Raw genomic sequence first — 11,645 nt, forward strand, 5'->3', positions numbered from 1 at the left:
GGTCACCTCAGCGCGAAGTAGGGAGAGTCGAGCACCAGCGCCACCAGGTACGGGAACAGCCACCCCGCCGCCCCGTCGGTGTCCTTGAGCGGGCTGGCGGGCACCTTGCCGAAGAAGGCGGCGAGCGCGGCGGTGTGCTGGGGTGCGAGGGTCCGCCCGACCAACCGGGTCGCCAGCGCGTCGATGAGGCCGCCGTACGTCGGAGGCAGGGTGCTGCCCACGAACTCCTGCACCAGCGACGCCGGCCGCTGCAGCGTGGTCGGCCACCATCCCCCGGTGATGTTCAGGTGGGCGTTCCACCGGGTCACCTGCGTGCCCGGCGATGCCCAGGCGGTGGCCACGTCCGGATAGCCGTTCGGCGGCTTCCACGCCATCGGCGCGTTCCCGGCGTCGTTCGCCGTCCAGTAGAGGGCCATGACACCCGCCGTCCCGGACGCCTCCGGCCCGTACCCGAGGGTGCGCACGGTGGCCACGATGTCCTCGTACGGCGTGCGCGTCTTGGCGCCGACCGAGGCGGCGAACTCGGGCGAGGTGAACAGGGCCCGCAGCACCGGCACGATGGCGCTCTTGTTGTCGAGGTACACCTTCGTCAGCTTGGTGACCAGCGAGGCGGGCGGCTGGTCGGCGACGAACCGTACGCACAGTTTGGTGGCGATCCGCTTCGCGGTGCGCGGGTGCAGGGCCAGGTAGTCGAGCATGGCCAGGGCCGCCGCCTGGCCACCGGACGCGGTCCGGTTCGCGTGCCGGAAGCCGAGCACCTTCACCGGTCCGGTGGCGTGCCGGCCGGCGTCGTACACGTAGCGGCCGGTCTCCCAGCTGATGGTGAGGCCGGTGAGCAGCCGGGCGGCGTTCTTGACGTCCGACTCCGTGTAGCCGAGCCCGACGGTGTGCAGTTCGAGCAGCTCACGGCCGTAGTTCTCGTTCGGCGCCTCGCGGGTGGAGAAGCGGTTGTCCAGATACATGAGCATCGCCGGGTGGCGGGCGCTGGCCTTGAGCATGTCGGCGAAGCGGCCCAGCGCGTGCGCGCGGATCACCCTGCGGTCATAGTCGGGGAGGTTGTCCCAGACCTCACCCGCCGGGCAGGCGATGTGCAGGTGGTTGGACCAGAACTCGACCATCACCTCGAAGAGCTGACGCTCGCTCCAGACCGCCCGGGCGATGGTGGCGGCGGCGACCTGGTACATCGCTTCCCAGCCGTACTGGCGAAAGACCCCGGCCCGCGAGCGGGCGCGGACGCTGTCGATGGTGAGTCCGCTCAGCGGGAACCGGGCGACCAGGCCGTCGGCGACCTTGTCGTCGATCGCGGCGGGCTTCAGCTGCCGCTCGAGCCACGCCTTCGCGCCGAGGCGGCGGATCTCGGCGATCGAGGCCGGGGTCGGACCGTACGTGGCGCGGCGCAGCAGGTGCAGCAACGGGTCGCCGGGCAGGAAGTCCGAGGGTGCCGTCACGTCATCGTCGTCGGCCGCCGGTCGGACCTTTATCGGGTTACCGGCCTCGTGCTCCCCAACCGCAACCGACGTACTGTGCAGCCGTGGCACAGCGCAGGCGAGGCGAGCGACGCGTCGAGACCGTCGGCTCCGGCGTCGCCGAGCTGGTCCCCGACCCCGACCGGCCGACCGGGTGGACCCTGCTGCTCGACGGCGCGCCGCAGTCGCACGTCGACCTTGACGACCCGACGCACCTCGAGTTCGAGTACATCCGCCGGATGGCCACGGCGATCGACCTGCTGGCGCCGTCGGGAGCGCCGCTGCGGGTCCTGCACCTGGGTGGCGGGGCGCTGACGCTGCCCCGCTACGTCGCGGCGACCCGGCCGGGCTCGCCGCAGCGGGTGGTGGAGATCGACGGACCGCTGGTCGATCTGATCCGCACGGCACTGCCCTGGGACACCAGGACCAAGCTTCGGGTACGGGTGGCAGACGCGCGCGAGGCCGTCACGGGCATGCGAGACGCCGGGTACGACGTGGTGATCGTCGACGTGTTCGCGGGCGCGCGCACGCCCGCACACCTCGCGTCGGTCGAATTCATCCGCGAGGCGGCGCGGGTGCTGGCCCCCGGCGGGCGGCTCATCGCCAACGTGGCGGACGGGCCACCGCTGACGTACGCGCGTACCCAGGTGGCCACGATCCGCGCGGTGCTGCCGCAGGCGTGCCTCGTCGCGGACGCCGCGGTGCTGCGCGGCCGCCGGTTCGGCAACCTGGTCGTCGTCGCCGGGCGTACCCCGCTGCCGGTGGCGGAGCTCACCCGCCGGGCGGCCGGCGACTGGTTCCCGGGCCGCGTGGAGACGGATCTGGACAGGTTCACCGGCGGTCGCGCCGCGGTCACGGACGCCGACGCGGTCGCCTCCCCGGCACCGCCCGAGGGGCTGTTCAGCACGAAGGCCTAGACACGAGTACGACTCGCGTCGGCCGAAGGTTCAGCGGATCGTCAGGCGAAAATTTGACAGCGCAACGACTTGTCTCCGCATTCGGAGTCCGGATCTAATCGAGGGATGCCGGACCCGCACCCGCAGCCGCTGCCCGATGCCTTCGGTCCGCTCCAGGGAGGGGAACGGGCCCTGTGGCGGGGCCGCTGCGCCGTCGCCGAATACGCCTTCGACCGCGCCGCCTCACTCCCGCGCTGGACGCTCCCCGAGGCCACCGAGGTGCTCGTCACGGACCGCCGCCTCGGGTACGCGTACACCTCCTCGGAATCGCCCGGCGACGTGGAGATCACCGCGGGCGAGCTCCGCTGGCTGTACCCCCAGCACATCCGCGTGCAGCCGGGCACGCGTACGCCCGGCCGCGCCGCCTCCGTCACCCAGATCCAGCTCGTCTGCGGCGGCGCCGACGGCTCCTTCCCCGCCCTCGTGCTGGCGGGCGGCGAACTGGCCGAGGTGGGCGACGCGGACCGGCTCGCGAACATCATCCGCCACGCGATCGCCCGCTTCCGGGTGGACAACGCGGACAAGCTGGGCCTGGCAACGCCACAGGCGCGGATGCTGTCGCGGCTGCTGATCGGACCGGAATTCACCAACTACCAGGGCGGTGAGGGTCAGACGGTGTCGCTGCTGGGCGCCCTCCCGGTCCCCCGTCAGGCCCCCGCCGATCCGCAGCCGCAGCCGGCCGGGTCGCCTCCGGTGCAGCGGGCGGGCCACGCCGAGGTTGCCGCGTGGCAGTCCGACCTCGCCGCGCAGGACGGCCCTGTCGCGGGCCGTCCCGCTCCTCCGGTTTCCGAGCCCACCATCACCGGCAGCGGCCCGCTCCCGGGCTACCGGCCCGGAACGGCCGCCGACGAGGCACGGGCGCTCGAAGCCGCCGCGGCCGAGGAGGCGGCCCAGGCCACCCAGCCCGACCTCGCCTCCCGCGCCGCCGACCTCGCCTCCCGGGTGGCGCACCTGATCGCCGGCGAACCGGAGGCCGCCGTGGACCGCTCGAACGAGCCCACGACCGACCTCACCGCCCGCGCCGAGCGGGTCCGGCGCGCCGCTGCCCGGTTCGCGGCCAACTCGGCGAAGGGCAAGACCGGAATCCGCCGCCCGGACCAGGAGATCGGCTCCAGCACCCGCGGCCGGCGCCAGCACTGAGCCACCCCCCGAGCCGCTTCATCTCGCCGCGGCCGGCCTGGCCCGTCGCGCGCTCGGGGCGCCTGCCCGTCGGTCTCCCCTGACCCCGCAGGCCCGGCGGACCCGGTCAGGCCGCCCGCTCGGCGGTCTCGGCCTCTGCCTTACCCCGGGCTGTCAGGCCGCGTTCTCGGCGCACAGGCGGGTCGTGTCGTCGGTCACGGCCGCCCTGACCTGGGACTCGGTGAGGAACAGCGCACCGCTGAGGTCGGCCCCGCGCAGATCCGCCCCTCGCAGGTCGGCACCCGTGAAGTCGGCCGCCCGCAGATCGGTGTCCCGCAGGTCGGCGCCGATCAGCAGGGCGCCACGCAGGCTCGCTCCGCGCAGGTTCGCGCCACGCATCCGTCGGCCGATCAGGTTCGCGCCCCGGTGGTCGGCGCGCCGCTGAGCCACCCCGGCACGGGCCAGCTCGCTCGCCTTCTGCAGCAGCGGGTTCACCTTCCTCCGGTACGCGTCCAGGTCGAGCGCGAGCAACTCGTCGGGCGTACCCGTGGTGAGCGCGACCGTCTCGTCCCGCGCCGCCAGCAGTCTCGGGTGCAGCCGGCGCGCCGCAGGAAGGTTCAGCGCCTCGGTCACGTACCAGAGAAGCTCGTGGATCTGCCGCATCACCGGGAGCACCGCGAACATCTGCCCCGCGATGCCGGGCGTGCTTCGCCAATCCCGGCCCCCGAAGGTGACCTGCGTCACCTGTTGCCCGGCGCCGAAGCAATCGAAGACGACGCACCCCGGGAAGCCCTTCGCCGGCAGCCGGTCGTGGATGCCGCAGCGGAAGTCGTCGCGAAGGTTCGGGCAGGCCCGGCCGGCCGGCTTGTCGATGGCGAAGTCCGACGACTTGGCGAACGCGGGCGCGACGCAGCACAGCCCCGCGCACCGTTCGCACTCGGCGCGCAGCACCAGATCGGTCATGCGTGCAGCCTAGCGCCGCCCGATCCGCGGCATTTTACCGTTACCTGGCGTGACGGCCCTCGCTGACGGAAAGTGACTCTACGTCGCCTCTGCGCTCCCCCGACCGGCCAGCAACCAGGACCGACAGGACGGGTGACTACGCATAGTCATGATCCGTAAGCTGCGAGGACCGCCCTCGACGCTCAAGGAGACTTTCGCTGATGCGTGCACGCAAGACGGCCCTGTTCGCCGCCCTGGGCTGCGCCGCCGCCCTCGGCCTCGCCGCCCCCGCGGCCGCCGCCGACGCGCCCACCATCTCGGCGCCGGCGAGCCGCCAGGGATACGGGCCCATCACCCTCACCGGCACCGCCCCCGCGGGCGCCACCGTCGCGCTCTACGAGTCGGCGTACGTCTGGAACGACTTCTACCCGTCGCCCGACTACACCAACGGCGGCACCATCTCGACCACCGCGAACAGTTCCGGCAAGTGGTCGCTCAGCCGGATCGTGGACTCCGGCTTCCGCTTCTACGTGATGGCCGGCGGCGTCGAGTCGAACCGCATCTCGGTCGCGATGGGCATCGTGCCGACGATGACCATGACCGCCAGCAACGGCACGGTCAACGTCAACGTCTCGGCCAACCCCACCCAGCCCGGCCTGCGCGTCCACATCCAGCGCGCGGCGAGCGGCGTCTGGAGCGACGTGGCCACCGGCAACACGGTCGGCGACGCCTCCATCTTCACGACCACGCTCTCCGGCCAGGGCTCGGGTACGAAGTCCTACCGCGCGGTCATCGACGGCGACCCGGAGAACAACCTGCTCAAGGGCACCACCGAGACCGTCGACATCAACGTCGGCAGCGGCTCGGGCAGCGGCGGAGGCACCACGCCCACGCCGACGACCCCCTCGGTCGCAGCCGGAGCGGTCCAGTTCAGCAAGATCCAGTACAACTCGCCGGGCTCCGACACCGGCAGCAACACCAGCCTCAACAACGAGTGGGTCCGCCTGACCAACAAGACGTCGGCGACGATCAACCTCAAGGGCTGGACCGTGCGCGACGCCGCCGGCCACGTCTACACGTTCTCCGGTGACTACCGGCTGGGCGCCGGCAAGTACATGTACGTCCACACCGGCAAGGGCACCAACGGCCAGCCCGACTCGAAGCACCGCTACTGGAACCGGACCAGCTACGTGTGGAACAACGGCGGCGACACCGCGTACCTGCGGACGAACACCGGCAAGTCGATCGACTCCTGCAAGTGGGGCAACGGCAGCGGCGTCACGTACTGCTGACCACTTCCCACCGCTGCGGCCCCCGGCTTCCCCCCGCCGGGGGCCGCAGTGTTTCCCCGGTACGCGATCATGGTCCTATGCCTTCTCTGCCGGTGACCAAGGTGCTCCGCGACCGTACTGAAGACGGCCGCTGGACGATCACGCTCAACGACCCGGACCGCCGCAACGCGATCGACCCGGAGGTCCGCGACGGCCTGATCGCGGCGATCACCGACATCGCCGACGACCGCGACGCCCGCACGCTGGTCATCGCGGGCAACGGCCCGGCCTTCTGCGCGGGAGCGGACCTGCCGGCGATGTTCAACCGCACCGGCCGCTCGGTCGCCGAGATCCGCACGGACCTGCACGAGATCTACGACAGCTTCCTGCGCGTCCTCACTCTGCCGATCCCGACCATCGCCGCCATCCAGGGCCCCGCGGTCGGCGCGGGCCTCAACCTGGCGATGGCCTGCGACACCCGCATCGTCGGCCCGCAGGCGCAACTCATCGCCTCGTTCACCAAGATCGGGCTGCACCCGGGCGGCGGCTGCACGTGGTTCCTCACCCGTACCCTCGGCCCGGAACGCGCGATGCAGCTCCTGCTCGACGGCGGCAGCGTGGACGGCCCGGAAGCGGTCCGGCTCGGCCTGGCCGGCACCCTGGCGGAGGACCCGCTCGCCGCGGCCCACGAAAGGGCCGCCCGCTGGGCAGCGCTGGACCCGGCCCTGGCCCGCGACATCAAGACATCGGTACGCATGGCGACCACGTCCGACCTCGCCACGAGCGTCGAATTCGAGGCGTGGGCCCAGGCCTCCTCGGCCACGGGCCCGGCGATCCAGGAGACGGTGGCCCGCTTCCGCCGGTGAGGAGGAACACTCCCCCGGACGAGGCCCCGGGCGAGCGTGCTAACGTTGCCGGGCCGACGCGGGGTGGAGCAGCTCGGTAGCTCGCTGGGCTCATAACCCAGAGGTCGCAGGTTCAAATCCTGTCCCCGCTACCACGGAAAGGGCCCCCGGAGACACTCTCTCCGGGGGCCCTTCGCGTGAGACCGCGTTTGGACTTCCTCCAGGATTTGCCCTCGGGGCGCCGGCTGCATTCCCCGTATGCCCGGTGCCGCGACCATGGTTGCGGGGGCCTGGGCACCACACTGGCATTGGCCCTGATGATCCGGCTCCAGGCGCGCATCGGCGATCAGCTGGTCGCCGAGATCCGGCACGCGGTGGGAGCGGTGGACCGGTGCGGAGTGGCACGGCCACTACGACTGAACCACCGCTGCACTTCCTTCAGCGCTGGCTCGGCGGGCGGCGCAGCGAGCGCACGTTCTCCTCGGCCGGCTGACTACCTGTACCCACGCGCATGCCGTTGAGGTATCCGTCGGTCTCCCGCTGCTCCCCGTAGTCCGCGAGGCGCTCCGCGATGATCTGCCACTCACGCTCGCGGTCGGCGGCCAGCTCGGCGCGTACCTCGGTCAAGAGCTCCCGCATCCGTTCGGGATCTCCGCCCTCGCCGAGGCGCCGAAGGATCTGGTCGCGGGCGAAGACGACCAGGACCGCGAGCCAGGACAGCACGAAGACGCCGGTCACGAGCACGATCACCGCGACCGCCTGAACGTTCGGAGGCGGCCCCGGAGGAATGCCGGGGTTCCCGGGCGGCGGCCCGGGACGCTCCGGGAAGGCCACGATGGACGTGATGACCAACGCCCCCGTGGCAGCGATCGCGACGATCAGGCAGCAGAGCAGCAACCTGCTCATCTGCAGGTGCAATCCGTTCACGCTTGGTACGCGTTCAACTCCGGCCCGCGCAGTCATGTGCCGAGATTACGGACATCCGGCCCGTGACGCGAATTACTGTCACGCGGAACGGCGCCGACGAAGGACCCTCCGGTATGGATCGATCATGCGATCCAGCACCGTCTCGAGGGCCCGGCGGTCGGCCGCCGGTATCGGCGAGTCATCGGCCAGCATCCGGGCCAGCTCCTGCACCAACGGGTGCGTCGCCGGCTCCGGCGACCGTTCACCCCCGAGCCGATCCGGGTACGCGGCCAGCACCAGCTCGTTGATACTCCGCCCGAGCACCGGAGCGATCCGCTCGATGGACCGGATCGTGGGGCGCTGCTCACCGCTGAGCCATCGCAGCACAACGGACGGATCCATCCCCACAGCACGAGCGAAGTGCGTCGGCGTCGGAAACCCCGCGGCGTGGATCACGCCCCTGAGGTAGTCGCCGAAGCTCATCCCCGAAGCATATGCGGGGGAACGGCACCCTGGACGATTGGTTGAAGGGCCATCTACTGCTAGCGTCATTGGCTGGAAAACCAATGGCTCGGGCCGCCACCCGCTGCCGCATGTTCTCGTCCTTCGCAGGGTGCCCGGGACCCGGCGTTCCTCCGGCTCCCACACCGTGCCCCGTGCTCCGTGCGGGACAGCAGAGAAAGGTCGTGGCTCCATGGCGCTGACGATCGTGGCGGCCCTCCTGATGACGGCAGGCATAGCCCTGACCCTCGCCCTGCTCCGGCACGCCCGCAGGACGCCGCCCACCCGGCCGGAAACCCCGGACGGCGGCGTACCCGTCGCGCGTCCGGCACCCGACCCACACCTGCCGGTGGTGGCGGCCACGGCAGGTGTGGGTCCGCAGCGCCCCACCGTCGTACGGCTCACGCCGCCCACGGAAAAGCCGCCCGCGATTTCACCCGCACGGGTGACACCGCCGATCGCGCCGGCGGCTCGGCGCGCGGCCAGGAACAGCGGCTCGGGCCACTTCTCCACCGGCCGGCAGGCGGCTGGGCGCACGCCTTCCTGGGCCGGACCCCGCGCCTAGATAAAAGCCCGCGGGGCGGTACTGACACCCGCGCGCCTCCCCGGCACCTGTCGCCCTCGCCAGCGGCCCGCCGATCGGGTCCGCGCTGGATGGTCTATGGCCGCAGACACAACGGTTCCGAAGCCCTCGGCTCCCCGCCGCACGTCCGGCCCTCTTCCGGCACCTCGGCACGAGTGGACAAAAGGCGCCCGCATCGGGAGGCGGCAGACGCCGTGATCGCCCACCATGACCCCGTTTGCGGCGGTACGGTGCGAAAGACGGCAGATCAGGATCGACCGGCCGCACCATCGACCGTGTCGCTCCCGGGCGCGGCGGCGACGAGCAAGAGGGGCTTGCTGCATGTCCGCCCAAGAGCGTCAGCTCGGACCCGAGCGGTGGACGGTCAAGTGCGCCAAGTTCTTCCTTGCGGTGCTCGTCGTTTTTCTCATCATCACGTCCCTCCTCAGTGGCTTCCTGCGGGGTCTTTCGCACTGGCAAACATGGGAGCTGGTTACACGAATCGGCGCAGGGGTGATGGCCCTCCTGCTCACCGTTGCGCTCTTCGTCATGCGCCGAGGCAGACTCGCCGAGGAAGAGTCGACCGGCGGTACGCCCGACCCGCCCTCCCCGGAGTGGCTCGACGAACTGTGGACCGAAGCGGCTCGGCGAATCACTCGCGATCCGCAGAACGCCTTCGCCCCCGGTGCAGACGCACGCGAATTCGAGTACCTGGCTCCGGTCACCACGTTCGTAGAGCTGATCATGAGCTCCGCGAAGCACAGAGTCAGGGTCGCCGAGACCGTCGACCTCGAAGGGCATCTCATGGTCCAGCGGGTGACCGTGGAGTTCGACCTCCCACGCGGCTGGGAGCAGGCAAAGGTCCTTTACCTACCCGTGCTGCATCCCACGAAGGGCGAGTTGGTCGACAATTTCCACCTTCGCGACGCCGGGGACAACTCACTCGCCGACCTCACCTACGAGGAGACCACGCGCCTGGCGGCAGCCGGCCTCCGGCTGCTCATGGCGTTCGGTTACCAGACCGCTCTCGCCGCCCGGGGCACCAGCGTCGAGGAGGCCGATGAATGGCCCAACGATCAGTCCCGCGCGAGCGAAAAGGAACTGCTGGCCCAGCTGGCCATGCGCGGCCGCGTGCAGCTCGGGGAGGCAAAGCACACGGTCAACCAGCTTCTGGGACCGCTCGATGTCGACGACCTCACCCGCGATCGGCTCAACCGGTATGTGCTTGAACTGTGCGGGGCATACCCGATCGTCGCCGTCGTGGATCCGGCGACGGTGACCGGCGGGCGCGTGCTCATCAAGTACGAACGTACGTTGATGCCGTCGTCCGTGACCGCCCTCGACGACCCGGACACGGCCGAACGCCGAGCAGGGCGGAAGGCCCACCGGGCGAAGCACTGGAGAGGCCTTGCTCGCATCGGCCTGGGCCTTCGGCCCTCGCAGGTGGCCATCCCGGTGATTCTCGCGCTGACCGCCTCGTCGTACCACTTGCGCCTTAACGCTCCGGACAGCAAATACGTGTTCGAGCAGCGCCTGATGTGTCGCTATTGCCGCAGGCTGGTGGACTCGTCGTGGACCGGCAAGGAACCACAGCCCGAACTCCCCGCACCGCACAACGAATGCAGTCACGGCCCGGAAAATCGCTCTCCAGCCTCCCCGTCCGACGGTCGTCATTACTTCCGCATGCAACGCCGCCGCGGTCAGAATTTTGTTCATCTCTATCTGCGCGGATTCGGGTCCATGCGACCGCAGATGGAGGGACTTCAGATCATCGCGCGTTTCAAGGAGGTTCCACCGGGCTCTCGTCTTCAATCCGCGGTGACGGCGCTCGCGACGACGGTCCTCGTCATCGTGGTGGGATACCTGGTGTCGAATCACAGAGTGTCACCTGGAAGCGACTATCCGGCGGTAGTACTTGCCTTGCCGGCCGTCGTGGCCTCCTGGTTCGGCATCGCCTCCGAGAGAAACGCGCTAGTGGGGGGTTCCCTGTTGGCACGCGTTTCCCTCATAGTGAGCGGCATATTGTCGATAGCATCGATCGTGACGTACCTGACGACGGCCTCGGCCGCCCCAGCGGTCGCCCCTGGACCGCGAGTGAGCCTGCTCGGCGTCACGCACACGGCGTGGATCGCCCTTTCGATCCTGTCGCTCGTCAACTTTATGTACATTTACTACAGATTCATTTTGAAACTCGTGCACTATCGGGACTTGATGCGGCGCACCACGGAAATCGGTCGGCGACCGAGTCCGGTCAGAAAGGAGGGGTGATGTCCGACAAGAAGGCCTCAACAAGCAACAATGACGCGATCTGGGTCGTTGAATCCACCGACTTCGTGACGCCTTACGCACCCCTCAAGGGGTCGATGTTCGACGATGCGGACCGTCTCCGCGCCGCCTGGCGACTCACCATGGCGAGCTTCGAACGCGATGCCGGCAACGCCGGCACCCAGGACCGGATCGTCGAGATCCTCCCCCCGGACGATCCGGCGACTACGAACACCGTCGCAGGTCTCGAGCGGCAGGGGCACGATGTCGCCCCGGAGCAGCCGGATCCTTCCGCAGCACCCACCCCGGAGCCCGGCGAGAAACCGTCCGGGTCGATGCATCTCGTCCGTACCATCCTGGCCTGGCTGTTGCGGCGACCCCGGGTGGACCCGGCCTCCTAGGCGGCCGGTTCGTACGCCCATCGCAGGCGAGCCGGCACGACGTCGGCGACCTCGCGGGACTCCCTGGCGATCGCGTTTCTTCCGCCGCATCCGAGCGAACCGCGCCGCGAGCAAGGCCGCTCACGCCGGCTTGCTCCCGTCCGCCGCCTTACCTGGCGACCCGCCCGGCCCGGTGGTGCCAGCCCGCTCGGAATACCCGGTGCTCGTCTCCTGCGGTGGAGACGCCGGAGCCGCCCGGCACCATGCCGGGCGGCTCAGACGTGCACTTGCCGGATCAGCCGAGCTTGACGTTGAAGATCGGGTTGGCGGCGACCTTGCGGAAGGCGGCGAGGTTGGTCTTGGTGCTGTCGATGCTGATGTCGCGGTCGCCCTGGTCGTCGTGGGCGGTGTCGAAGTAGACGATGGCCTTGA

At 70.2% G+C, this 11,645-nt stretch carries 11 protein-coding genes and 1 tRNA gene; 8 read left to right on the top strand and 4 right to left on the bottom strand.

Annotated features, from left to right (window positions below):
• Positions 1–2: 2 nt before the first annotated feature.
• Positions 3–1,448: a DUF1800 domain-containing protein gene (locus ACIBO8_RS25175; RefSeq protein WP_396117711.1), complete on the bottom strand. Its 1,446-nt coding sequence runs from the start codon at positions 1,446–1,448 to the stop codon at positions 3–5.
• 83 nt (positions 1,449–1,531) lie between these two features.
• Between ACIBO8_RS25175 and ACIBO8_RS25180 the strand changes: the two genes are divergently transcribed.
• Positions 1,532–2,383, top strand: coding sequence for a spermidine synthase (locus ACIBO8_RS25180; protein ID WP_396117712.1), 852 nt, complete (start codon positions 1,532–1,534; stop codon positions 2,381–2,383).
• Between the two features lie 105 nt (positions 2,384–2,488).
• On the top strand, positions 2,489–3,562 hold the full coding sequence (locus ACIBO8_RS25185) for a translation initiation factor 2 (protein WP_396117713.1): 1,074 nt from the start codon (positions 2,489–2,491) through the stop codon (positions 3,560–3,562).
• Positions 3,563–3,715: 153 nt separating this feature from the next.
• On the opposite strand, the gene ACIBO8_RS25190 is transcribed toward ACIBO8_RS25185, so the two are convergent.
• The gene (locus ACIBO8_RS25190; protein WP_396117714.1) at positions 3,716–4,504 is read right to left on the bottom strand and encodes a pentapeptide repeat-containing protein; all 789 of its coding nucleotides are present in this window, start codon (positions 4,502–4,504) and stop codon (positions 3,716–3,718) included.
• 200 nt (positions 4,505–4,704) lie between these two features.
• Between ACIBO8_RS25190 and ACIBO8_RS25195 the strand changes: the two genes are divergently transcribed.
• The 3 genes from ACIBO8_RS25195 (at position 4,705) to ACIBO8_RS25205 (ending at position 6,754) form a co-directional block, all read left to right on the top strand.
• A complete protein-coding gene (locus ACIBO8_RS25195) occupies positions 4,705–5,775 on the top strand; it encodes a lamin tail domain-containing protein (RefSeq protein WP_396117715.1) in 1,071 nt (356 codons plus the stop codon).
• A 77-nt stretch (positions 5,776–5,852) separates the two neighbouring features.
• Positions 5,853–6,620, top strand: a complete 768-nt coding sequence (locus tag ACIBO8_RS25200; protein WP_396117716.1) for an enoyl-CoA hydratase — start codon at positions 5,853–5,855, stop codon at positions 6,618–6,620.
• A gap of 57 nt (positions 6,621–6,677) precedes the next feature.
• A tRNA-Met gene (locus ACIBO8_RS25205) sits at positions 6,678–6,754 on the top strand.
• 283 nt (positions 6,755–7,037) lie between these two features.
• Here the strand turns inward: ACIBO8_RS25205 and ACIBO8_RS25210 are convergent.
• Positions 7,038–7,505: a hypothetical protein gene (locus ACIBO8_RS25210; RefSeq protein WP_396117717.1), complete on the bottom strand. Its 468-nt coding sequence runs from the start codon at positions 7,503–7,505 to the stop codon at positions 7,038–7,040.
• 99 nt (positions 7,506–7,604) lie between these two features.
• The gene (locus ACIBO8_RS25215; protein WP_396117718.1) at positions 7,605–8,243 is read right to left on the bottom strand and encodes a helix-turn-helix domain-containing protein; all 639 of its coding nucleotides are present in this window, start codon (positions 8,241–8,243) and stop codon (positions 7,605–7,607) included.
• Between ACIBO8_RS25215 and ACIBO8_RS25220 the strand changes: the two genes are divergently transcribed.
• The 3 genes from ACIBO8_RS25220 (at position 8,200) to ACIBO8_RS25230 (ending at position 11,234) form a co-directional block, all read left to right on the top strand.
• The gene (locus ACIBO8_RS25220) at positions 8,200–8,571 is read left to right on the top strand and encodes a hypothetical protein (RefSeq protein ID WP_396117765.1); all 372 of its coding nucleotides are present in this window, start codon (positions 8,200–8,202) and stop codon (positions 8,569–8,571) included. The genes ACIBO8_RS25215 and ACIBO8_RS25220 overlap by 44 nt on opposite strands.
• A gap of 339 nt (positions 8,572–8,910) precedes the next feature.
• Positions 8,911–10,836, top strand: a complete 1,926-nt coding sequence (locus tag ACIBO8_RS25225; protein WP_396117719.1) for a hypothetical protein — start codon at positions 8,911–8,913, stop codon at positions 10,834–10,836.
• Positions 10,836–11,234 carry a hypothetical protein gene (locus tag ACIBO8_RS25230; protein WP_396117720.1) on the top strand — a complete coding sequence of 133 codons (399 nt, stop codon included), beginning with the start codon at positions 10,836–10,838 and terminating at the stop codon, positions 11,232–11,234. Before ACIBO8_RS25225 ends, ACIBO8_RS25230 begins: the two co-directional genes overlap by 1 nt.
• Positions 11,235–11,645 lie beyond the last annotated feature (411 nt).

The sequence above is a fragment of the Actinoplanes sp. NPDC049681 genome (assembly GCF_044465265.1).
GTDB lineage: Bacteria > Actinomycetota > Actinomycetes > Mycobacteriales > Micromonosporaceae > Actinoplanes.

Excerpts from the sequence above, each read along its gene's own strand:
- ACIBO8_RS25230 (WP_396117720.1), top strand. The coding sequence starts at position 10,836 with ATGTCCGACAAGAAGGCCTCAACAAGCAACAATGACGCGATCTGGGTC.
- ACIBO8_RS25195 (WP_396117715.1), top strand. The coding sequence starts at position 4,705 with ATGCGTGCACGCAAGACGGCCCTGTTCGCCGCCCTGGGCTGCGCCGCC.
- ACIBO8_RS25225 (WP_396117719.1), top strand. The coding sequence starts at position 8,911 with ATGTCCGCCCAAGAGCGTCAGCTCGGACCCGAGCGGTGGACGGTCAAG.
- ACIBO8_RS25190 (WP_396117714.1), bottom strand. The coding sequence starts at position 4,504 with ATGACCGATCTGGTGCTGCGCGCCGAGTGCGAACGGTGCGCGGGGCTG.
- ACIBO8_RS25210 (WP_396117717.1), bottom strand. The coding sequence starts at position 7,505 with ATGAGCAGGTTGCTGCTCTGCTGCCTGATCGTCGCGATCGCTGCCACG.
- ACIBO8_RS25200 (WP_396117716.1), top strand. The coding sequence starts at position 5,853 with ATGCCTTCTCTGCCGGTGACCAAGGTGCTCCGCGACCGTACTGAAGAC.
- ACIBO8_RS25220 (WP_396117765.1), top strand. The coding sequence starts at position 8,200 with ATGGCGCTGACGATCGTGGCGGCCCTCCTGATGACGGCAGGCATAGCC.
- ACIBO8_RS25215 (WP_396117718.1), bottom strand. The coding sequence starts at position 8,243 with ATGCCTGCCGTCATCAGGAGGGCCGCCACGATCGTCAGCGCCATGGAG.
- ACIBO8_RS25185 (WP_396117713.1), top strand. The coding sequence starts at position 2,489 with ATGCCGGACCCGCACCCGCAGCCGCTGCCCGATGCCTTCGGTCCGCTC.